The organism is Plantactinospora sp. CNZ320 (genome assembly GCF_002846275.1).
This window is the reverse complement of the sequence record NZ_PJMP01000001.1, coordinates 5,163,370-5,184,048: the sequence shown is the minus strand read 5'-3', so window position 1 is coordinate 5,184,048 and position 20,679 is coordinate 5,163,370. Positions and strand designations below refer to the sequence as shown.

The following is a 20,679-nucleotide window of genomic DNA, read 5'->3' as shown; positions in this document are numbered from 1 at the left end:
TCGTGCCGTAGCCGGTTGCACGGCTTCGACAAGGTGGAGCCGACACGTTGCCCCGGCCGGTATTTCGGGTCCGGCCGGGGCAACGTGCTGGAGTGTCGAGCGGTTTACTTCAGCTGGGTGAACCGGATGCTGTTGCCGAACGGGTCGCGCAGGCCACAGTCGATGCCGTACGGGCGCTCGGTCGGCTCCTCGGTGAACTCCACTCCCCGGCTCAACAGGGTCTCGTACGTCTTGCGGCAGTCGTCGGTGCTGAAGATCAGCCCGCCGCCCGTCGCCCCCTTGGTGACCAGCTCCCGGACCTGCTGTGCCGTCTCCTCGGACAGTACCGGCGGCCCCGGCGTCAGCAGCAGGATCTGCCGCTCCGGCTCACCGGGGACGTTGACGGTGAGCCAGCGCATGAAGCCGAGATCGGTGTCGCTGTTCACCTCCAGGCCGAGCTTGCCGACGTAGAAGTCAAGGGCCTCGTCCTGGTCGAGGACGTACAGCTGCGAATGCGTGATGCTCTTGAACATGCCCCTCACGCTACGGCGGGAGCCGGCCGAAAACTTATCCGAAACTGACGAGTGCGCCGGGAGTATGAGCAGGTCAGCACGGTCAGAGGCTCGGCCGCATCCAGGCCATCGCGAAGCAGTTCGGCACGTTCGCCGGTACCGCCTGCTTGCGGTACTCCCGGGGTGATCGCCCCACGATGTCGCGGAAGGTACGGCTGAAGGTGCCCAGGCTGCCGAAGCCGACATCGAGGCAGATCCGGGTCACACTGCGATCGGTCTCCCGAAGCAGGAACATCGCCCGCTCGACCCGGCGCCGCTGGAGGTAACGGTGGGGCGTCTCACCGAAGGTCGCCCGGAAGGTACGCGTGAAGTGCGCTGGCGAGACGTGCGCGATCCGGGCCAGCGCCGGTACGTCCAACGGCTGCGCGTACGCCCGGTCCATCGCGTCCCGGGCCCGCAGCATCCGGCGGTTACGCTCCTCCACGGCCCGGCTCACGGCTCCATCACACCACGCCTGCCCGGTGCCCTTCCCGCACCAGGGGCACCGCTGTGGCGGGCGCTACCCGATCGGTGTATCGGGAGCCGGCCGGTACGCCGGTGCCGAGCCGTTCGGCGAGCGCTGCCGGCTCGGGTACTCCCAGTTCCTGGTAGAGCCGGTGCGCGTCGACCAGGAGTTCCCGCGCCGCCGGATCGCCCACCGAGGCCGCCGCCGAGGCGAGCGCGACGAGTGCGCGTGCCCGCAGCACCGGTACCTGCTGATTGGTCCAGTACCGCAGGGATCGTCGGAGCCGGTCGACGGCGCCCGGGGCGCCACGGCGCACCTCGACCTCGCCGAGACTCAACTCTGCTAGGGCGAGACCCCACTCGTTCCCCCGGTCCCGGAAGATGGCCACCGCGCTGGAGAGTAGTTCCTCGGCCTCGGCCGCACGGTCGGGGTCGCGTGCGATCGCCTCGCCCACCGCACGGAGGCTCTGCGCGGTACCGATCGGATCGCCGATTTCCGCGAAGAGTTCGGCGGCCTTCCTGGCCGGCCGTTCCGCGTCGCCGTCCCGGCCGGCCGCCAGTAGCGCGCCGGCAAGTCCTCGCAGGCTGCACGCCTGGGTGAAGCTGTCCCGGCACGAGCGGGCGATGGCGATCGCATCCCGGATCACCCGCAGGGCCCCATCCGTGTCGCCGCGTTGCCGCAACACGAATCCGAGACTGGTCAGGGTCAGCGCCCTGGTCGGACGCTCGCCGACCCGCCCCAGGGCCTTGGCTGCTGATCGCAACTCGGTCTCGGCCTCGCTGAGCCGCCCGGTCAGGCCGAGTACGACGCCGATGTCCCGGCCCGCCATCGCGGCCCCGGCCACGTCGCCGAGCCGTTCCGCCGCGACCCGGGCCGCCCGCAGCGTCGACAGCGCCGCGTCGGGGTCGTCGAGTTCGACCAGGCAACTGCCGAGCCCCCGGAGGACCGCCGCCTCGCCGACCCTGTCGCCGGCCCGCCGGCAGCAGTCGAGCGCGGCGAGCATTCCCCGACGCCAGTCGTCGTAGTACCCGCGTAGCTGGTGGAAGTCGGCGCCGCAGCCGGCGAGCGCCCGGGTGGCGGCGGCCAGCCCCGCCTCGGCGGACGCCGTCACCAGCGCGCCGAGGGCTTCCCGTTCCGCCTCGAACCACTCGACGGGCTGGTTGGTGGCAACGGTGACGGCCCGCTGGTCGACCTCGACCGCCGGATGGCTCCGGTCGTCGAGGTGGAACCGCCGGCAGTGCAGTCGGTCCTGGGCGTGCCGGGCGAGAGTCAGCCAGCCGGACACGGTCCGTTCCAGCACGGCCTTCCATTCGGCGGGGCTGGTCTCGTCCTGTTGCCGCTCACGCGCGAAGATCCGCGTCAGGTCGTGGAACCGGTACCGCAACTGACCGGCCTGGTCCGGGCCGAGCGCGTCCAGTAACCGGGCGTCGAGCAGTTCCTCGAGTACCGCGGCGCCGACATCCGGCGCGGCGTCGAGCAGCGTGGCCACCGGCCAACCCGGGAAGGTCGGTACGTTCAGCCCGCCGAGCAGTGCGAACGCGCGCGCGGCGGCGGGCGTCAGTCCCTGGTAGGCGAGCTGTAGACCAGGGCGTACGGCGAGGTCACCGTGGCGCAGTTCGTCGAGCCTGTGCCGCTCGTCGGCGAGCCGCCTACCGAGGGTCTCGGTCGTCCAGTGTGGACGGGCGGCGAGTCGCGCCCCGGCGACCCGGACCGCGAGTGGCAGCCCACCGCAGGCGGTGACGATCTCGGCGGCGGCCGGATCGTTCCGGGCCCGGTCCCCGCCGGAGACCCGGCAGAGCAGGTCGATGGCGGCGGCGGTCGAGAGCGGAGGCAGGTCGAGCGTGGTCACGCCGGAGAGCCCGGTGAGCGAAACCCGGCTGGTCACCATGACCGCGGTGCCCTCGGGGGGTAGGAACGGCTCGACCTGACGGTGGCCGCACGCGTCGTCGAGGACGAGCAGGACCCGTCGGCCGGCCAGCCGCGTTCGGAACAGCCCCGCTCGGGCGTCCAGTCCGGCCGGCAGTACCGAGCCGTCGGCACCGAGCGCCCGCAGCAGGGAGGCCAGCACCTCGGCCGGATCGACCGGTTGGCCGTGGGTGTCCCGCAACGAGGCGAACAACTGCCCGTCCGGGAACCATTCGGCGAGCGAATGTCCAGCGTGTACGGCCAACGCCGTCTTACCCACGCCCGACGGGCCGGAGATGACGGCCAACCTGGCAGCCCCGGCCGTCGGCCCGCTCGCGGCGTTGGCTGTCAACCCGCTCGCAGCCCTGGCTGTCGGCCCGCTCGCGGTCCCTGCTGCCACCCCGCTCGCGGCCTCGGACGTCGGCCCGATCGCGGCCTCGGATGTCGGCACGAGTACCCGGCGGAGCAGGGCGACCTCGTCCTCCCGGGCGACGAAGTCGGACAGGTCGGCGGGCAACTGCCGTGGTGCGGAGGTGATCGGGGCGGCCTGCGGCTGGCCGGGCCTGGACTGGCCGGGCCGGTTGGCCCAGAAGAGCAGGCGTCCGGCGCGGACGAACTCGTCCCGGGAGCTGCCGGTGAGTTCCAGCGCCACCGCCAGCCGCTCGACCGTCTGTGGTCGCGGGCTACGCCCTCGGCCCCGTTCCATCTCACGGACGGAACGTGAACTGATTCCCGCCCGTTCGGCGAGTTCCTCCTGGGTGAGTCGGCGATCCAGCCGGTGCTCTCGGAACAGCGCCGCGAACTCCTCCTCTGCCATCTGACCCCCGTCCGATCATCAGCGAGGTAACCGTACGTCCGGCAGAACTTCCGGTTCAAGATCCTGGTACGGCAGGGGCCGGCGGCATTTGATGAATCCACTGGTCAGCACATTCGCGGCAGGCCAGACACTACGACCGCCTCCGCTGGGTCAGCTCTCCTGTTCGGGCGAGTCAAGGAGCACAGATGCTAGAGACCGCATGGGCAACCCTGCGTTTCGGTACCTCGATGGTTTTCAACAGGCCCTTCCACCGGCGCTCCCTCGACCGGATCATGACCGCCATGCGGGCCACGTACGAGGAGCTCGGTCCGATCAGGAGCGATGGCGGGGACATGCTCGGCGGGCCCAGTCTCGACGAGGAGACCCGGAAGGTCGTACAGAGCCGGCGGTTCCGGGAGCAGGCGACGCGGGCCGCCCGGGAGACGGCGTACTACGCCGAGGTGTTCCGAAGCACCGGAATCGACCCGCGCCGCATCCAGTTCGACGACATCGCCTCGGTGCCGGTCACACCGAAGGAGGCGCTCCGGGACGATCCGGAGGCTTTCGTCCGCAGTGGAGCCCGCCCGCACCACCGCAGTACCACCACCGGCACCACGGGCTGGCCCACCACAGTGTGGTTCTCGGACGACGAGTACCACCTGATCGGCGTCCTCTCGGCGATCACCTTCCTCAACCGGGAGATCATCACCCCCGAGGACTTCGTGCAGGTGTCGATCAGCACCCGGGCGCGGCTCGGCGTACACGGGGTGTCGTTCGCCGCCGGAGCGATCGGCGCGGTGATGCACGCCGCCGGGCTGGTCAGCCCCGAGCACACGCTCGCGCTGCTCTCCGAACGGCACCACCTGCCCCGGCACAAGCCGTACGTGAGCGTGATGTCGACCTATCCGTCGTACCTCGGTCAGTTGATCGAGGCTGCCCGGGAGGGGAAGTACCAGCCGAAGGACTTCGGCCTGGAACGGATCCTGATGGGCGGCGAGATCATCACCGCCGGCCTGGAACGCCGTGCCCAGGAGGTCTTCGGCCCGATCACCCTGCTGCAGAACTACGGGATGACCGAGCTGATGCCGTTCGGCGCCAATCTCTGCAACCAGGCTCACCTGCACTACGAGCCGGCGGTCGGGATCGCCGAGTTCCTCGACCTGGAGGGGACGGGCAGGGCGGTGGAAGCCGGCGAACCGGGTTCGGTGGTCGCCACCCCGCTGCCGCCGTTCCGGGACACCACAGTGCTGCTGCGCTACAACACCGAGGACGTGGTCCGGCCGGTGACAGGTCCGCTGACCTGTGACATGCGCCGGATCCCGGCCAGCACCAACCTGCTCGGCAAGCTCAAACTGGCCGTCCGGCACGACGACGGCTGGGTGTTCGTCCGGGACGTGGTGGAGGCCCTGGACTCGGTAGACGCCGTCGTGCTGCCCGCCCGGTACGGATTCTGGGCGGTCCCGCGCGGCGTCGCCGTCGAGGTGGTGGCCCGCTCCGACGACGCGGCCACCCGGGAGGCGATCGGCACCGCCCTGGAGGAACGCGGGGTGCCGCTGCGCGACCTCCGGGTCATCACCGACCGTTCGGCCCTGCAACATCCGCGACCGCTCCGCTGCGACCTGCGGGAGGGGTCGATGGCCAAGCTCGCGGAGAAGCCCAAGGCACCGGTACGGGCACCGGTCGCCCAGCCGGTGCTGGTGGGCGTGGAGGGGAACCGCTGATGCCCACGTCGTTCTACGTCGTCATCGGGATCGTGGCCGCCACCGTGATCGCCGGCTGGTGGTTCTATCGACGCTACACAGTGGACCGGCCGCCGATCGGTGTGGTCACCCGCGCCGACATCGCGATCCTCCTCGGGATGCTGGTGCTGCTGCCGTACCTCTATCTGAACCTGCCGATCGCGGTGGTGACCGTGGTGCTCGCCATCGGCACCCTCGCCACCATGTACGTCACCCTCGAACCGATGCTGCGGTACGGCTGGTTGGCCCTCACCGTCGGCCTGGTCCTGATCGGCGCCGACGTCACCCTCGGGATCGTCGACGGGGTCACGGCCACGTCGTTCCTGGTGGTGAACAACCTCGTCATGGTCATCGGCATCGTCGGGGCGACCAACCTGTGGGCGCAGAGCGGCGCGAAGGCGCGGGACATCGCGCTACTGGCCGCCGCGCTGACGGTGTACGACGTCGTCGCGACCTGGCAGCTCTCCATCATGACCCACATGATGGAGCGGCTCGCGACCGCGCCGCTGGTGCCGATCATCGGTTGGGACCTGGCGAATCTGGCGACGGGCCTGCGGATCGGGCTCGGTGACGTGCTGATCCTGACGGTCTTCCCGCTGGTGATGCGCAAGGCCTACGGGCGGACGGCCGGGCTGGTCGCGCTCGTCCTCGGTCTGACCATTCCGCCGATCCTCTTCGCGCTGCTGGTCACCGGAGTGGTGACGGCAACCGTCCCGGCGATGGTGGTCATCGGTCCGCTCGTCGTCGCCCAGTACCTCTGGTGGCGGCGCGGAGCCGGTCGGGAGCGGACGACTGTCGAGTACCTGCGGGCGGAACCCCTCACCTCGCAGGCCACGACCTGACCGCGCCCGCCCCCCACAGACGGCGTCCACCAGGTCGCCATCGGAATCGGAGACCGAGGGAGGTGTAAAGATGATCAAGGTGCACCTGCAGTACTGCCGGTACGCGCTCACCGCGCTCTCGGCGGTCGGCTTCTCGCTCTGCAAGTCGACCTGAGGCTGGTAGTACCCCGTAAATCCGCCAGGACGCCGGTTGCCCACACCCACGGGCAACCGGCGTCCGCCGTCGGCGGATCGGGGGCACGCCTCGACCAGACCTGTCGCCATAGGCTCCCGGCGGTCGGACCTACCCTGACGTGCGGGCGGTGGCCGCCCACGCGGCGGGTACGGCACCGGAGAGGTGATTGATTGAACGACGAGCTGCGGGAGCTCATCGCGGAGCTGCGTACCGACCTGGCGGCGGACCAGCCCGCGACGCTGGCCTGGGCACAGATCGAGGAGGGCGCCCCGACCGACGCGATCCCCGCCGATCTGCCCCGGTCGGTCCGGGAGCTGCTGGAGACCGCCGACGGCATCCTGGCCGGCGCGTTCGACCTGCCCGGGGCAGCAGGGCTGGGCGGCATCCAGTACTACGTCGAGTACTTCCCCGAGTTCACCGGCGTCGCCGACGAACCCGCCGAGTGGCTGGTCTTCGGCACGCTGCACGACGAGCCGCTGCTGATCCGGCGCGACACCGGCGCGGTCTGGTACCTCCCGGCGGAGAGCACCGACGAGTGGTTCCTGCGTGAATTGTTCCTGGAGGTCGCGCCGGACCTCGACTCGTTCCTCGCCTACTACGTCTTCGGCGCCGGCTACGGCGAGATCGGCTCCGCCGACGACAGGTGGTGGAGCTTCCTCGACGAGCAGGATCTGACCACTCCCGGCGGCGAGCACGAGGACGCGGAAGTGGAAGCGGACGACTGAGCGAGGCACGTTTTCTGCTCGGGCACGACCACAACGGGCGGGAGCGACAAGGGTTGCGATGAACCAGTATCGTCGCGCCTGCAGGCGTCTATTGCCTGCGGTCCGTGCGGTCGGTCTGGTGTCACAACCGGTGGAACCACGCGGTCTGTTCTGTCGACGGGGTAACTGGGGGACGCGGAGTGCAACCTGACCGCCGAGATGAGTTCGAGCTGCGAAGCCTCGATTTCCTGGGCGACGAGCGCGAGTTGCGCGCGGCGGCGCTCGCCGACCTGGAGGCGGTCGGCGGGAAGAACTACCGGGCCCCGTGGCACGAGGAGGCGGCGGACAGCAGCGGCGCCGTTCGGGTTGCTGTCGACCAGAAGGGCGTCGTCATCGACGTCCACTTCCGCACGGACTGGCGTAGGGAGCTGATGCCGCAGGCCCTCGGGCCGGCGCTGCTCGAGGCTCACCGGAACGCGAACTCGGCGATGATGAACGCTCTCGCCCTGGCAGCATTCGCCGAGTCCGAGCGGAACGCCGACGCCGCCGACCGTTTCGAGGAGCCGCCGGAGCCGGAGCCTCTGCCCGAGGCGCCCGATCGGGACATCGCGGAGGTCTGGCGGATGCTCTCCGACGTCGAGGACATGATGTACCGCGCGGACAAGCTGTCCCGAGAGGCACCCGCTCACCACGTTCGGACCGTCTACAGTCCGTTCGGATATTTCCAAGGCACATGCGAAGGCCGCGCGCTCACCAGCATCACGGCGGAGCTGACGCTGGTCCAGCAGGCCGACAGTGAACAGTTGCGCTCGGCGGCCCTGGAGTTGTTCCGGCGGGCGGCGGATGTGACGGGGAGGGAGAACCTGTGAGCGACCCGACGACGACGAAGGTCGTCACGGACAACGTCCGTGAAGAGGCCAAGAAGTGGCGTGACCTGTCGGAAGACATGAAGGACGTCCACACGAACCCGGTGGGCAACGGCCTCGTGCTCGGGTCCACCGCGTTCTTCATCGGGCCCAGCGAACTCGTCTCCACGGCGGCGCACTCCCAGGCCTACAACGGCTATTACGAGCACGTCCAGAAGCTGGTCCTCGGCGCGGTCACCGAGTGGAAGCAGCTCGGCGGTGCACTGGACCGGATAGCCGCCGAGTTCGACCGTACCGACCAGACGGCCAAGGCCGATCTCGAAAAGATCTACACCCAGCCGTGACCTCAGGAAGGGATCACACCCCCGCATGACGAATCCGGCCGAACCGCAGGGAAGCGCGAGCGAGCACACGAGTGCCATCGAGCGGGCCGTCAACCAGATCCGGGAAAACATAGCCAAGATCATCGACAAGGCCAACGCGGCGATCGAGAACGCCAACAGCAACTGGTTCCTGCTCTCGCCGGCGGTGAAGCTGTGGATCACCCGCAGCATCAACAAGTTCAAGGAAGCCCTTGACAAGATCCTGGAGTACGCGCGTGAGGTGCTCGCGCACTACACCCCGGTGTTGTCGCTGATCGACACAAGCTTCCACTGGCTGAACGGCGTCAAGAAGCCCGTCTCCAACCTGAGCTCCGTGGTCGCCCAGCACCGCAACCGCAACCTCGCCTACTGGGAGGGCGGCACGGCCAGTTACTACAACGACAAGGTGGTGCCCCCGCAGAAGGAGGGCGTCGACGCGCTGGCCGCCAAGGCAGGCTTCATCAGCGAGTGGCTGTACGGCATCGCGATGGCCAACGTGAACTTCGTGACCGAGCTGTCCACTGTCGTCGGCCGGATCCTCGGCGAGATCACAGCGGCGGCACTGGAAGCGGCGACGATCATCGACATCCCGTGGGCCATCGACCGGCTCGCCGCCGCGGTGGGTGCCCTCGTGGAGACCGGGGTCAACACCATGCTCAGCATCGTCAAGCGGATCGTGGAGGCGGGCGAGAACGTCCGTAAGACCGTCAGTGACCGCGTGGACTACGGCAAGTTCCCCAACGGCGCCTGGCCGCAGGCCGTCACCGGCTGAGCCGACCCCGTACACACAGGTGGGGCGCTTCCCGTTCGCCGGGAGCGCCCCACATCTGTTACGGCCACGCTACTTGGCCTCGCTACTTGGCCTCGCTACTTGGCCTCGCTACTTGGCCTCGCTACTTCCAGGCGCGCGTGACGGTCGTGTACGTCTCCGCGGCAATCGCCTCGACCATCGGCGCGAGCTCCTCCTTCGGCGTGTACGCCTCCCCGCCGACCGCAAGCCAGACGGAGATGTGCAGGTTGCCGCTGAGCGTGTGTACCAGGTACTCCGAATGCTTGTAGCCCTGGGTCGTGTCCAGCGTGCGTCCCCCGCCCTGCTCCCACGGTCCGGCGACCGGACCGTCGGCCTTCATCGAGTCCTGCTCCACCGCCTGATACATACCCTGCGCCTCGTCCACCGAGTCGGCGGGAATCGCCTCCACTGTCAGACGGGCGATGTGGCCGCCCGACGTCGTCATCTCGTGCAGGCACGCCTCACCCTCGCCCTTGGTGTGCCCAGCGGGCACCGTGCGCCGCTTCTCCTTCACCGTAAGCTTCAGCTTGGCCAGCGGGGCGAGGTCGGTCGCCTCGCACAGGTCCAGCTCCGAGTGGCGATAGGCCGCGAGCGGCGACTGCGAGGGCGACGCGGCCGGTGGCGTGGTCGTCGGTGGCGTCGGGGAAGATTGCGGCGTACCTCCGGTGCACGCGGCCAGGGACAGCACAGTCACCGCGAGTGGTGCAAGGGCGCGCAGAGAGGTCATGGCGGGAATCTACCCGTTCGATACGGTGGATCGCATGCCCCACTTCGAATCTGCGGCGATCATTGCCTCTCAACGGTATGTGTCCGCCAAGGCGCTGCTCGAGGGTCGCGCGGACCTGCGCTCTTACCCGTACCGCAATCTGGCCATCCACTCTCATATTCACGTCATGGGTGAGCGGGTGCAGCTGTTGCTGACCGCGGTCGAGATGGTCGAGCAGTGGGGCTGGGAACTCGTCACGATGGTAGAAATCAACCAGAGCATCTATGCCTTCATGCGTCGCACCACGTACCGGCCGACTCCGGCACCGCCCGGCCCCTGAGGCGGCTATCCCGGGCAGCCGTACTGGTACTCCGGGTCATGTGGCTTGCGGTGCCTTCGGGCTTGCGGTGCCTCCGGGCTTGCGCTGCGTTTGGCGGCACGGCGATGGGGACGGGTACCGGATTGACCGTTAGCGGCTTGTGGGGCGAGGATCGCGTCGTGGTACGCGTGCCACAGCGTAGACGCACCGGGTGACGGGTCGTTTGTGGACGATGCCGTGACGCGGGTCGTGGGCGCTCCTCGGCGTGCCGCTACCGACCCCTCGCCGCGACGGACCGGGCGGCCCGGCCCAGCGACGCCCGACCCTTGGCAACCGCAGACAGTTGTACGAGCACTGCCATACTGTTGCCGTGCGCGAATACCTGATCCGTTCGCTCGGTGCCGACCCCTGCGTTCCCATCCATCGGTCCGACCTTGCCCGGGTCCTGACTCCCCGAGGCTGGGACGTCGAACCGGTCGAGGGTTGGGGCGATTACCGGATCAGGGTTGCCGGTGCAGAGGTCTCATTTTCGATGGAAGCTCCTGGTTGGCAGGTCTCTGTGGAAGGAAATCTTGCCGCAGATCAGGCGGATGCACTGATCGAGCAGATCAGGCAGCAAATTGGGGATCACGCGGGTGAGCGGACGGAGTCTGAGGTACTCCAGCCCTGACCATGTGGTGTATTCCACTTCTGTGAGCGGCGCGTGGGCACCACACGTTGGGCATTGCGGCCACTATCAGTGAGGGCGCCGATCGTGGCCACGGATCGGCGCCACGAAACGATGGTTTCGGGCCGATACCCCGAAGTCCGCGCTGGGAACTGGACGCGGAGCCCGTCCCTCATGAGGCGGAAACCCAGCTCGTGCCGTGGCACGACCTGCGGCACACCGGCAACACGCTCGCGTTGGGGGTACCAGGGGCGAGCCTGCGCGACATCATGGCGCGGATGGGGCACGACAGCCCGCGTGCCGCGCTGATCTACCAGCACGCCAACCGGGAGGCCGACCAGGGCATCGCCGACGCGATCGACAAGGCGGTCAAGGCGGCCCGACGCAAGCCGAGCAAGCGCAAGCGGACCGCCGAGGGCGACGGATCGACGGCCTGATCAGATGGCTCGTTGGGTGTCAATCACGCCGAAACTGATCCTCGGCTGAAGAAAAGGCTTCCATGCGTTGGTCCTGCACTTGGATCTCTTGCCGGGATCGGTGGGCACCTGGGTTGTAGATCTGGTCAATTGGACCCATCAGCCTCGCGCCCACGCCACTACGCCGGACACGACGTGCGAGCCAGGCAAGCCCAGCCAAGATCACGACGAGACTGCCGACAACCATCAGTAGCGCCACGACCGCATCCACGCGACACAGCCTACGACGAGGTAATGGCCCGCTAATGGCCCAGCCCTGTTTCAGCATGCCCTAGAACCACGGAAGCCCTGGCGGGACATCTGTCCCGACCAGGGCTTCCGTGCGTGGAGCGGGTGACGGGAATCGAACCCGCACTGTCAGCTTGGGAATCGCCGATGGGCAGCAGCTCATGAGGGCGGCGGCCTGGTCACGGCGGTCCCTGCTAGCCTGGGTTGACCCTGGTTGGCCTGGCCTAATGGCACGCTAATGGCACGCCGACGATGCTCCACCTGGCGCCTCATGCCTGCTCCGCAGCGGCTCGGCTAAGCGCCTCGAAGTGTGGATCAAGCACCACGAACTCGTCTGCTGACTCGCGCAGCTCGCGGCTGACTGCGTGCGACCAGAAGACGACCCGCACACCGAGCCCACGGCGCTTCAACGACTTGACGGTCGGAACGAAGTCGCCGTCGCCGCCGACAAGCACCGCGACATCCTGTCGGGCCACCTTCATCCACTCGTACGAGTCCTCCATCATCTTGGTGCTCAGGCTGATATCAACTTGCTTCTCCTTGTTGGCGGCGTTCCGGTCGTACGTGATCACCTCGAATCCCTCCCGCCTCGCGATGTTCCAAAGGGAGTCATCAGCCGGCGGTCGCGAGCCAAACAGGATCGACCGCCCAACTTGAGCCGTCGAGGGACAGGCGAGTTCGTAAAGGCGCCCAAAGTCGTAGTGCCACTGCGCGGCCACCTGACGACGCTGAGCATCCGCCAGGTCCACAGCGAGACCTTGGCGGACGGCTTGAATCCGCTGGCCCTCGATCCAGACGTTCGAGTTATCGACGTAGACGAAGAGGACGGGGTTGGGAGGGTTCTTGGACGCCACTGAGGCACGGTACGCCCGACGGCCCGGGATGGAGCAGAGTCCGTCTCATGAGTGTCGGCATGCCGACTCAACCGTCCGCCGGGGCACTACCTCTGCACGCCCGCGCGTCGCTCTGCGGATAGGCCAAGCCTTCGGCTCGGCTTAGCCACGAAGTCCAGTGGCAAGGCGGCGGAGCCGCCGCGGCAGCCGATCGCCTCGACTCCTGCGGCGGCCAACCACCCTCGCGATCGTCACGGCTCCTACCCAGGACGCCACGATCGTCCGACACAGGCGCGGCCAGCCCGGACGCCGTCGGCGGCTTCCCGCCCCGGTGCCGCAGGCGGCCGGGGCGGCTCGCCGCCGGGACGGGATTACCGTGCCCGAGCCGCGCGGAGCGCGGCTCCTTGATCCAGAAGAGAGCGTTTCGGCAGTGCGCGAGGTGTAGGCAGCGAGGTGTAGACAGGGGCGCTTTCAGAGATGTCTGTCTGGACGTCTCGCTTACAAGCTCTGTGCAGGTCGTCCGCCACCGTCCGGGAACGGCCGTTAGCTCGGAGCCTTGTCCGTCTTCACCCGCGCTCGTGCGCTGTTGTCCAGCGCGGTTGCTGTCAGACTTAACTCACGGAGAGCAGGTTAGGGGCTCTGAGCAACGACGACGCTCGTTGTTACCAGGCCGGACCCCCGTCTCGACTACACGGTGTCGGCTACCTGACACTTCCACGGCTCTGGGCTGACGAGTGCTTGGGCAGGAGCGGTAGCCTCCGCCAATGATCCGACCATCTGACCTGTGGGGCCAGCGAGGCTGGTGCAACCAGGAGGCCGTAGGCGAGTCCAACTACGCCAAGGAGATCCGAGCGGCACTCGTCGCGGACTTCAAGCCGTACGGGTGTGGTGTTTCGAGCAGCAGATTCCCGTTGACGTTTCCATGAAGACTGCCGATCGTCTCCCGGAAGTACTACACCGACTCGACCCGCGGCGTCGCCGTCGGTCGGCCTAACCCGCACCGGTTGAAGGGAACCAACCAGATGGTCTACAAGCAGCTGCCGATCATCGAATTACCCGTCGCGTCGCTAGCGCTCGACCTGGAAAACTACCGCATCCCGATCACGCCCGACGACGAATCCGCCGCGCTCAAGTATTTGTTCGCCTCGGAGGACGTCATCGAACAAATTAAGCTGTTTCTGCGCAATGGCTACTTCGACAACGAGGTGCCGATCGTTGTGAAGGAAGGCGGCACGTACGTCGTTCTCGAGGGCAATCGCCGGGTGAGCGCGCTCAAGGCAATCGGCCAACCCGACTTGGTCCCCGAGCACGAGCACCAGGTTCGGGAACTGCTGACCCGCTACGCTGCCGAAGCGACGAACATGCCTGACAAGATCCGAGTGCTCGTCGCGCCGAGCCGAGCAGACGCCGGACCGCACATCGCTCGCCTCCATACTGGGCTGTCGAAAAAGCGTTGGAGTCGGGACCAGCAGGCCCGATATTACGACTCACTGCTCGGACCGGCCGTATCTGTCGACGACCTCCGGGCGCTCTACCCCACCGTCGACGTGGTCCGCTTCCTTCGGATGGTCCAGATGCGGCGCTTCCTCGACGGGGTGAGGTACCAGGACAAAAGCCTGCACGACTACGTGCGTAGCGACAAGCTCACCATGTCAGCCTTCGAGTATGCCTACCGGCCCAGAACGATCGCGGCCGCGATGGGTGCAGTCTTCGACGGCCATCGCCTGACTCCTACCAACAAGAGCCCCGAGTCCATCGCGGCGCGCCTAACGCCGGTGCAACGGGCTGCAGTCGAGTACTTGATGGAGGGCTTTCGCGCCGAGAGGTTCACAACCCGCTCGCCCGAGTTCAAGAAGGATTCGCTCAGTCAGAATGCTCTGCTGGCAATCCTCCTCGGTGCTGAGCCGACGCCGACGGACGACCCGGAGGGCCCGGAGGACCCGGACGACGACGGCACCAGTGGCCCAGAGACTCAGAACGGCGGTGTGGGCCGTGGGAGCGGAGGCGCAACCAACGGAGCGGGAACCGGCGGAGCCGGTGCAGGTCAGCGCGGCCCGAATGCCCCAGATACTCGCAAGGGCCTGCACATCGGTGGGCTCCCGCTCGACCAGATCCCGTCAAATCTCGTCAAGCGCTACCTGGAACTGCGCGCGGTGGTTGTTGCTACGACGCCGGCAGCGACCGCGATGCTGCTCCGGTCCGTTCTGGAAGCCACCATCAAGTGGCACTTCAGCTCATCACCGACACCGGTCAGCGGAGAACTTGGCCCCGTCTTCAAGACCGTCGTGACGACGTATGGCAGCCAGCGGCCACATAAGAACGTCATCAACACGATCTCGACCGGCGCGGTGACCAAGCCCGGCTCAGTGCACTGGTTCAATGCCGCTGCTCACGACCCAAACTTCCCGATCACAGAGCAGGACGTTCGCCTGGCCTACAGCCTAGTGGAGTCGGTTCTCACCCTGCTGCTCAAGCCCTACACGCCGTGAGCGTGGGCAGGAGTTGCCCGACGCGCTCGGATGCCACGACAAGCTCGGTGGCCTTGCCGGGGTAGCGCGCCGAGTAGTTCAGGTCGAGAGTCGCCTGGAAGTGGTCGGCGTAGAGTCGCTCGATGAAGGCCGAACTGTCGTAGGTCATCAACCAATGGGCACCGTCGATACGGCCAACGGTCTTGGCAAGTGCCTGGTGGTCACGGCCCTCGAACGCGTTCAAGTAGAGGTGCGAGCCGGCGTGCACGTACGGCGGGTCGATGTACAGAAAGGCCGTCCGCCTGCGGCGGTATCGCTCTATCACCGTTCTCCCATCGAGCGCGGTGACGTCGACCGAGTCTCGGTGATCACCCAAGGCGCGGAGCCGCTCCACAAGTGTCTGCCGGGTGAAGCGGGCGTCGATTTTGTAGCGGCCGGCTTGGGATTTCCCGCCAATCACTCCGGCGTTCAAGACGCCTGACCTGTTTGTTCGGTTCAGGTAGAAGAACGCACGCCCGAGCGCATCGGCGTCTCGAGGTTTCGCCCGGTAAACCTCGCGCTGACGGTTCCACTCTTCGAGGGTGAGCGGCACCGCCTCGACCCACTCGACGAAGGAGTCGTTACGGTGGATCACGGAGTCCCAGAAGGCATAGACAGCCGGGTCGATATCGTTGATTACAAGCCGGTCAACAACTCCTTCGCGAAGAAGCGCAATGCCGGCTCCCGCACCGCCGGCGTACGGCTCGACGTATGTGCAGCGGCGTATCCCGAGTTCGGTAATGAGGTCGCTGAACATGCCGGCGAGCGCAGACTTGCCGCCGGGGTAGCGCAGCGGCGAGCGGGTTCCGAAGCGCCTCGAGGCCTGAATGCTTAGTCGACTCGTCACGCCGCCGCCTCCCGCGCTCGGAGACGGCAGGCCGCCGTTCGGCATCGTCCAGAGCAGTAGCGGGCTCCCTGCCGCGCCAGGAAGCGGGCATGGCAAGACTGGCACTTCCGCCAAGCCTCTAGACGCCGTAAGCGTTCAGCGCGCACCTGATGCCGGAGCTCGTCCAGACGTGAGTCCTCGAGCTTCTCGATCTCGCCAACCACGTAACGTTTATATACGCTACAACACACGTAGTCCAGAATCTGGCCTGAGCCTCAGCTCGTCGAGCTACCGCCCGCGCTCCCGACCCGCCCTCCGGGGGAGTGGGCCGCCGCCCGGCCCGCCACGTCAAGCGGACCTTGACGTAGGGACGGCCCCTGCGGGGACGGGCAGAGTCGGCTTTCGTGTCACGGACCATGCCCCCGACGGACACCGCCACAGCGGCGCAGTTGACCTGACCTCGACCGGTAAGGGCCCGGCTCCTGGGGGTCGGAGGTGGCCATCGGCGACCCCTCCCCCTCCCCCGGCGCGTGCGGCCCGTCTCGGGCCGCCTTGAAGGCGTGTAGAAAGTCTGGACGGTTGGACATGGAGATCTATGCCCGAATCTCGTACTCCAAGGCGACCCGGTCCGCAGGGAGCACCATGCTGCTGGCAACCTCGACTATTCGCGCCTGAGCGTACGTCCGGCGGATCACGGTGAGGACCGGCACGCCTATCGGTAGGCGGAGGGCCGTGACCTCGTCGGTTGTGGGCACACGTGCCCGTACAACTTCTTGGATCTTTGTCACTGCTACGCCGAGTGACTGCAGCTGTGCGACATGGCCGCCTGGCCATGGTTCACGGCCTGGATCGGCTACTGGTGTCCCGGCGACCATGCTGAGCAGGTAGTACGCGGTGGTCAGTTGCTGTGGCACCCCGTAGGCGCTGGTCAGTAGACAGCGTTTGAGCAGGCTACTTCCAAGCTCGACCCCGAACATCTCGGCGAGTTCGGGATCCGCCGAGACCTCGTGATACTCGGCGTCGACCTGTTCATCGGGCGAGAGTCGATCGCTCCCCGGCTCGGTGGCCCCGTCTCCCGGCTGCGGAAGTCGGTTCAGGTAGCGCTCGGGGCCAAGTCGACGTATGGGCAGGTTGGGGCGGGCGTAGGTGCCTCGGCCGTGTTCGGTCACGACCAGGCCCTCACTGCGGAGCACGTTGATGGCTTCGCGGATGGTCCCGCGAGCGACGTGGAACTCGGCCGTTAGCGCGCTCTCCGAGGGGATGAGGGCACCGGCTGGAATGGCACCTACGGCGATGCGGTGTCGGAGTTTGTCGGCAATGGCGCGGTACCGGGGCTGTCTGTGCGGGGTTGGCACGTGCATCACCGTACCTGTCTGCCATGTTCTCGACAGCCATCCATGCCCGTAATGGACGTCTAGACAAGTTGCCTAGTTGTAGGTACCTTTCGAGGAGTGCGGCCGGGACAGTAGGTCTGACAAGGGGTTGGCACGCCGCTGGCCCGGCCGCACAACCGGAGAGCACTGACGCGCTGGACAGCGGTTCGACGCGTCCCTGCGTGTGCCTGAGCTGTGCACGGCAATACCCGACTCCGCCGATCCGGCGGTGCGCCGTGCCGTCATCGGGCCGGTGGTCGGTCTGCCTTCCCCCGGAAGCCGGCCACCGGCCTACCTCACCCTGCAAGGAGGTCGTGATGGTTCGTGCTCGCTGGCTCGGCCGACTCGTGTTCTGGCGGTCGTCGGCTCGTCACTCTCATCGCTCGGAGCCTGCCGCAACTGTTCACCGTGGGGTGGCCCGCGTAGCTCGCCCGCCCGCTGTCCCGCCGTGGGCTATCACCCGAACGCGTGAGTACCCCGGTTGGCGGTCCGCGAGGCTGTTGACCCTTGGGCAGGAGTCCCGAGGACGTGGCGGGCGGTGCTTCCGGTGAGCGGGACATCTCGACGGCGGCCCGAGGTGGCGCATCCCCCGTGGTGCGTACCTCAGCGCTGTGAGTTCATGGTGCCTGCTCAGGTGGAACGGCCACTACGTCATCACAAGGGGCCGGTGCGGGCGCTCGGGGATCGGCGCGGCGGCGGCAGCGTGGTCGTGTACCTGTTTGCCGGGCAGGCGGGTCTACCGATGCTCGGGGTCCACGCTGCTGGTCGCTGGCGGGGATCCGGCGGGGCGGTGCTTCGGCTACCGGACGTGTGGCGGCTCGCCCGGCACCTGGACGACCTACTGCGCCAAGCGGGATTCACGCCGCCGCAGGGAGGCGACGATGTCCGAGCCTGACCAGCACTACGGACGGGTGCCGTACGCGGGGAGCAGGTCCCGCGATTTGTGCCCCATCTGGTGTCAGGGCTGCGTGTTAGCAGATCTGCGGCACCATAGCCGACTGGCGACCATCGGCCGGGAGGGCAGCGGTTGGATCAGCGTCCAACTCATCGCCGATCGAGGGGCTGCCCACGCTCCGCTGTTGAAGCTCGATGTCACGCGCAACGGCTCTACCGAAACGGTGCTGCTCACGTTCGCGCAGACGGGTCGGCTGATCGCCGAGATCATCCACCTTCCGTACCCGATCGGAGCTTGGCAGGTTCAGGAAGATCCTTTACTGAGGGACGAGGCGGGTGACTGACCGACGTGATCGGTCGACGGCCCGGCAGACGTCTCAACGTCTAGGCGGTAGCGTAAGCGGCGTGAGTTCTCGTGACTGGCGTCCGCGCTATCTCCAGCTTGCCGAGGAGCTGCGCGCCCGGATCGAGAACGGAGAGCTTCCCCAGGGCGTGGCCATGCCCAGCGAAACGGAGCTGGCCGACTCGTCCGGGCTGTCCCGGACCAGCGTGCGGAACGCCATCCGGCAGCTTCGGGAATGGGGCCTGGTCCGGGCCGAGCAGGGTCGGGGCACCTACGTACGGGCGCCCCGGCAGCGGGTCCGGCGTCGCAACACCGAGCGGTACCAGTGGGAGAAGGATCGGGTACTGCTCGACGAGGCCGAGCGGCGGCGGACCGGCGGGACAGAGCACGACACCGGGCTGACGGTGGATGATCTCAAGTTCCACGCCGAGTACTCCGAGGTGAAGGCGGACGAGGAGATGGCGGCGGCGTTCGGGCTGCCGGTCGGTGCGCCGCTGCTGCGGCGGGTCTACTGGACGAGTTCGCGTCATGAAACCGCGCCGCTGTCGGCGTCGTACTCCTACCTGCCGTATGACCTGGTGAAGGGCAACAAGCAACTGCTGTCCGCCGACTACGAACCATGGCCGGGCGGCACGCAACACCAGCTCTCCACCGTCGGCATCGAGCTGGACCGGATCGAAGAGGTCGTACAGGCCCGGCCGCCGCTGCCGGACGAGGCGGAACTACTCGACATCGAATCCGGCGTTGCCGTCCTGGACGTGCGCAAGACGTCGTACGACATCCAGGATCGGGTGGTCGAGGTCGCGGACGTCGTTTTCCCGGGCGACCGGACGGAACTCTGCTTCACGACGAAGCTGAAGCGGTGGAAGGCTTGAGCCGACTCGTTTCGGTCATCACACCGGTTCACTGGCCCAGCGTCGGCTATCTCGCCGACGCCTACGGGTCGTTGGCCGATCAGAAGATGCCGGACGGGTGGGACTGGCAGTGGCTCGTCCAGGAGGACGGGCAGGATGGGCTACTGCTCGACCAGCTTCCCGACGATCCTCGGATCCTGCCCGGCAGTGGCAGACCCGGCGGCCCCGGCGTCGCCCGGACTCTCGCCCTGGCGCGGGCGGAAGGTGAGTTCGTCAAGGTCCTGGACGCCGACGACCAACTCACTCCCGGCGCGCTCGCCCGGGACATCACCACCCTCACCGATCATCCACACCTCGGCTGGGTCACGTCGCGGGTCCTGGACCTGCACCCGGACGGGTCGACACACGGGTGGGACAAGGACCCACCCGACGGCCCCATCAGCCGCGGTGCAGTCCTCGCCTTCTGGAAGGCCAACGACTACCGGGCACCCGTACATCCGGCGACCCTGTGCATGCGCCGGGATCTCCTCCTGGCCCTGGGCGGCTGGATGGCCCTGCCCGCCTCCGAGGACACCGGCCTGCTCATCGCGGCCAGCGTCGTCAGTGACGGCTACTTCATCGCCGAACCCGGACTGCACTACCGCAAGTGGCCCGGCCAGATGACCGGCCAACCCGCACACCGCGACCCAGCCGAACACGCGGCCCGGATGCACATCATCGAAGCACGCGCGGAGGCACTGCGGTCGCTGTTGTCGGCCTCGCTGCCGTCCGTCTCCTCGGACTCGTCGCCTTCCTGACCGCTCCCCACCACCGGAGCCGGCGTCTGTTCGCGCCTGTCCGCCCGGGACTTTTCTGGTCGAAGTAGACCACCTTCCCGGTACTTGTTGACTTGTCTGCCAAGTAGTCGTACTTTCGAATCTCGCACATGGCAGCCAAGTTGGGTACTTGGCAGACAAGACCTCGGAGGTCTGAGCAATGGCTCTGCGTGGAGGGACCCGGTTCGCGGTCCGATGTGAAGACGTGTTTCCGGCGGGGTGCGCGTTGGTGCCCGAGTCGCTGGGCGAGGTGGAGGACTACGACGAGAAGACGGGCCGTCGTAGCCCGGCTAAGGACAAGGTGACGGGCCAGCGGGTGTGGCAGGTCCGGGTGATGGACCTGGATCCCGAGCTGGGCAAGCGGTCGCGGGAAACGACGGTGAAGATCTCGGCGGACTACCAGCCGGTCCCGCCGACCGGCGCGCCGTTCGAGGCGGTCGAGTTCGACGGCATGACCGTCACGCCGTACGTGGCCAACAACGGCCGGATGGCGTACTCGCTGCGGGCAACCAGCCTGCGCGCTCCGGCCGGCGTGAACAGCTCGATGGCGGCGGCCTGACTGCTGCTTGGTGGGCGGGGCTGTCTGATCTTGGCGGACGGCAGCCCCGCCCCTCTCTGTCAATCCCCCTGCTCGTGCGGAGAGAGGTTTCGACGTGTCCAAGC

General features: G+C 67.6%; 22 protein-coding genes and 1 pseudogene. 15 read left to right on the top strand and 8 right to left on the bottom strand.

The window, feature by feature from the left end:
- Nucleotides 1–104: 104 nt before the first annotated feature.
- The 3 genes from CLT71_RS23050 to CLT71_RS23040 form a co-directional block, all read right to left on the bottom strand.
- Nucleotides 105–512 (bottom strand): VOC family protein, encoded by a 408-nt coding sequence (locus tag CLT71_RS23050; protein ID WP_101368937.1) that lies wholly within the window; start codon nucleotides 510–512, stop codon nucleotides 105–107.
- Nucleotides 513–594: 82 nt separating this feature from the next.
- Nucleotides 595–987, bottom strand: coding sequence for a helix-turn-helix domain-containing protein (locus tag CLT71_RS23045; RefSeq protein ID WP_199187687.1), 393 nt, complete (start codon nucleotides 985–987; stop codon nucleotides 595–597).
- Between the two features lie 7 nt (nucleotides 988–994).
- On the bottom strand, nucleotides 995–3,718 hold the full coding sequence (locus CLT71_RS23040; protein WP_101368936.1) for an XRE family transcriptional regulator: 2,724 nt from the start codon (nucleotides 3,716–3,718) through the stop codon (nucleotides 995–997).
- Nucleotides 3,719–3,903: 185 nt separating this feature from the next.
- On the opposite strand from CLT71_RS23040, the gene CLT71_RS23035 reads away from it, so the two are divergent.
- The 6 genes from CLT71_RS23035 to CLT71_RS23010 all read left to right on the top strand — a co-directional run bounded on the left by CLT71_RS23035 (nucleotide 3,904) and on the right by CLT71_RS23010 (nucleotide 9,157).
- Entirely contained in the window at nucleotides 3,904–5,418 is a 1,515-nt protein-coding gene (locus tag CLT71_RS23035; RefSeq protein ID WP_143743558.1) for an AMP-binding protein, read from the top strand.
- Nucleotides 5,418–6,278 carry a hypothetical protein gene (locus CLT71_RS23030; RefSeq protein ID WP_101368934.1) on the top strand — a complete coding sequence of 287 codons (861 nt, stop codon included), beginning with the start codon at nucleotides 5,418–5,420 and terminating at the stop codon, nucleotides 6,276–6,278. The genes CLT71_RS23035 and CLT71_RS23030 overlap by 1 nt, the downstream gene beginning before the upstream one ends.
- Before the next feature lie 345 nt (nucleotides 6,279–6,623).
- Complete coding sequence (locus CLT71_RS23025) at nucleotides 6,624–7,178, top strand: SUKH-4 family immunity protein (protein ID WP_101368933.1); 555 nt, start codon at nucleotides 6,624–6,626, stop codon at nucleotides 7,176–7,178.
- A 179-nt stretch (nucleotides 7,179–7,357) separates the two neighbouring features.
- Nucleotides 7,358–8,026 (top strand): hypothetical protein, encoded by a 669-nt coding sequence (locus CLT71_RS23020; protein WP_101368932.1) that lies wholly within the window; start codon nucleotides 7,358–7,360, stop codon nucleotides 8,024–8,026.
- Entirely contained in the window at nucleotides 8,023–8,367 is a 345-nt protein-coding gene (locus CLT71_RS23015; protein ID WP_101368931.1) for a hypothetical protein, read from the top strand. Before CLT71_RS23020 ends, CLT71_RS23015 begins: the two co-directional genes overlap by 4 nt.
- Before the next feature lie 25 nt (nucleotides 8,368–8,392).
- On the top strand, nucleotides 8,393–9,157 hold the full coding sequence (locus tag CLT71_RS23010) for a hypothetical protein (RefSeq protein ID WP_101368930.1): 765 nt from the start codon (nucleotides 8,393–8,395) through the stop codon (nucleotides 9,155–9,157).
- Nucleotides 9,158–9,278: 121 nt separating this feature from the next.
- Here CLT71_RS23010 and CLT71_RS23005 read toward each other — a convergent pair whose 3' ends face one another.
- The gene (locus CLT71_RS23005; RefSeq protein WP_143743555.1) at nucleotides 9,279–9,902 is read right to left on the bottom strand and encodes a hypothetical protein; all 624 of its coding nucleotides are present in this window, start codon (nucleotides 9,900–9,902) and stop codon (nucleotides 9,279–9,281) included.
- A 34-nt stretch (nucleotides 9,903–9,936) separates the two neighbouring features.
- On the opposite strand from CLT71_RS23005, the gene CLT71_RS23000 reads away from it, so the two are divergent.
- The 3 genes and pseudogenes from CLT71_RS23000 to CLT71_RS22995 all read left to right on the top strand — a co-directional run.
- A complete protein-coding gene (locus tag CLT71_RS23000; RefSeq protein WP_143743553.1) occupies nucleotides 9,937–10,221 on the top strand; it encodes a transcriptional regulator in 285 nt (94 codons plus the stop codon).
- Between the two features lie 349 nt (nucleotides 10,222–10,570).
- Nucleotides 10,571–10,870, top strand: a complete 300-nt coding sequence (locus CLT71_RS36580; protein ID WP_143743551.1) for a hypothetical protein — start codon at nucleotides 10,571–10,573, stop codon at nucleotides 10,868–10,870.
- A gap of 197 nt (nucleotides 10,871–11,067) precedes the next feature.
- Nucleotides 11,068–11,304 (top strand): annotated as a pseudogene (locus CLT71_RS22995) (site-specific integrase); the annotation flags it as partial.
- A 19-nt stretch (nucleotides 11,305–11,323) separates the two neighbouring features.
- On the opposite strand, the gene CLT71_RS36575 reads toward CLT71_RS22995, so the two are convergent.
- Both CLT71_RS36575 and CLT71_RS22990 read right to left on the bottom strand, forming a co-directional pair.
- Nucleotides 11,324–11,554, bottom strand: a complete 231-nt coding sequence (locus CLT71_RS36575) for a hypothetical protein (protein ID WP_143743550.1) — start codon at nucleotides 11,552–11,554, stop codon at nucleotides 11,324–11,326.
- A 286-nt stretch (nucleotides 11,555–11,840) separates the two neighbouring features.
- A complete protein-coding gene (locus tag CLT71_RS22990) occupies nucleotides 11,841–12,425 on the bottom strand; it encodes an NYN domain-containing protein (RefSeq protein WP_101368926.1) in 585 nt (194 codons plus the stop codon).
- A 743-nt stretch (nucleotides 12,426–13,168) separates the two neighbouring features.
- Between CLT71_RS22990 and CLT71_RS37095 the strand changes: the two genes are divergently transcribed.
- On the top strand, nucleotides 13,169–13,330 hold the full coding sequence (locus tag CLT71_RS37095; protein ID WP_158242283.1) for a hypothetical protein: 162 nt from the start codon (nucleotides 13,169–13,171) through the stop codon (nucleotides 13,328–13,330).
- A gap of 96 nt (nucleotides 13,331–13,426) precedes the next feature.
- Nucleotides 13,427–14,893, top strand: a complete 1,467-nt coding sequence (locus tag CLT71_RS22985; RefSeq protein ID WP_101368925.1) for a hypothetical protein — start codon at nucleotides 13,427–13,429, stop codon at nucleotides 14,891–14,893.
- Here the strand turns inward: CLT71_RS22985 and CLT71_RS22980 are convergent.
- Nucleotides 14,874–15,803, bottom strand: coding sequence for a DNA adenine methylase (locus tag CLT71_RS22980; RefSeq protein WP_101368924.1), 930 nt, complete (start codon nucleotides 15,801–15,803; stop codon nucleotides 14,874–14,876). The two genes, CLT71_RS22985 and CLT71_RS22980, sit on opposite strands and share 20 nt — an antisense overlap.
- Before the next feature lie 527 nt (nucleotides 15,804–16,330).
- The gene (locus tag CLT71_RS22975) at nucleotides 16,331–17,092 is read right to left on the bottom strand and encodes a GntR family transcriptional regulator (RefSeq protein WP_158242282.1); all 762 of its coding nucleotides are present in this window, start codon (nucleotides 17,090–17,092) and stop codon (nucleotides 16,331–16,333) included.
- A gap of 899 nt (nucleotides 17,093–17,991) precedes the next feature.
- Between CLT71_RS22975 and CLT71_RS22970 the strand changes: the two genes are divergently transcribed.
- The 4 genes from CLT71_RS22970 to CLT71_RS22955 all read left to right on the top strand — a co-directional run bounded on the left by CLT71_RS22970 (nucleotide 17,992) and on the right by CLT71_RS22955 (nucleotide 20,575).
- Entirely contained in the window at nucleotides 17,992–18,348 is a 357-nt protein-coding gene (locus tag CLT71_RS22970) for a hypothetical protein (RefSeq protein WP_143743548.1), read from the top strand.
- 61 nt (nucleotides 18,349–18,409) lie between these two features.
- Complete coding sequence (locus CLT71_RS22965; protein ID WP_486483400.1) at nucleotides 18,410–19,222, top strand: GntR family transcriptional regulator; 813 nt, start codon at nucleotides 18,410–18,412, stop codon at nucleotides 19,220–19,222.
- On the top strand, nucleotides 19,210–19,998 hold the full coding sequence (locus CLT71_RS22960) for a glycosyltransferase family 2 protein (RefSeq protein WP_486483399.1): 789 nt from the start codon (nucleotides 19,210–19,212) through the stop codon (nucleotides 19,996–19,998). Before CLT71_RS22965 ends, CLT71_RS22960 begins: the two co-directional genes overlap by 13 nt.
- Before the next feature lie 178 nt (nucleotides 19,999–20,176).
- Entirely contained in the window at nucleotides 20,177–20,575 is a 399-nt protein-coding gene (locus CLT71_RS22955) for a transcriptional regulator (protein ID WP_101368920.1), read from the top strand.
- Nucleotides 20,576–20,679 lie beyond the last annotated feature (104 nt).

Excerpts from the sequence above, each read along its gene's own strand:
- CLT71_RS23050 (WP_101368937.1), bottom strand. The coding sequence starts at position 512 with ATGTTCAAGAGCATCACGCATTCGCAGCTGTACGTCCTCGACCAGGAC.
- CLT71_RS23040 (WP_101368936.1), bottom strand. The coding sequence starts at position 3,718 with ATGGCAGAGGAGGAGTTCGCGGCGCTGTTCCGAGAGCACCGGCTGGAT.
- CLT71_RS23035 (WP_143743558.1), top strand. The coding sequence starts at position 3,904 with ATGCTAGAGACCGCATGGGCAACCCTGCGTTTCGGTACCTCGATGGTT.
- CLT71_RS23030 (WP_101368934.1), top strand. The coding sequence starts at position 5,418 with ATGCCCACGTCGTTCTACGTCGTCATCGGGATCGTGGCCGCCACCGTG.
- CLT71_RS23010 (WP_101368930.1), top strand. The coding sequence starts at position 8,393 with ATGACGAATCCGGCCGAACCGCAGGGAAGCGCGAGCGAGCACACGAGT.
- CLT71_RS23005 (WP_143743555.1), bottom strand. The coding sequence starts at position 9,902 with ATGACCTCTCTGCGCGCCCTTGCACCACTCGCGGTGACTGTGCTGTCC.
- CLT71_RS23000 (WP_143743553.1), top strand. The coding sequence starts at position 9,937 with ATGCCCCACTTCGAATCTGCGGCGATCATTGCCTCTCAACGGTATGTG.
- CLT71_RS37095 (WP_158242283.1), top strand. The coding sequence starts at position 13,169 with ATGATCCGACCATCTGACCTGTGGGGCCAGCGAGGCTGGTGCAACCAG.
- CLT71_RS22985 (WP_101368925.1), top strand. The coding sequence starts at position 13,427 with ATGGTCTACAAGCAGCTGCCGATCATCGAATTACCCGTCGCGTCGCTA.
- CLT71_RS22980 (WP_101368924.1), bottom strand. The coding sequence starts at position 15,803 with ATGCCGAACGGCGGCCTGCCGTCTCCGAGCGCGGGAGGCGGCGGCGTG.
- CLT71_RS22970 (WP_143743548.1), top strand. The coding sequence starts at position 17,992 with ATGTCCGAGCCTGACCAGCACTACGGACGGGTGCCGTACGCGGGGAGC.
- CLT71_RS22955 (WP_101368920.1), top strand. The coding sequence starts at position 20,177 with ATGGCTCTGCGTGGAGGGACCCGGTTCGCGGTCCGATGTGAAGACGTG.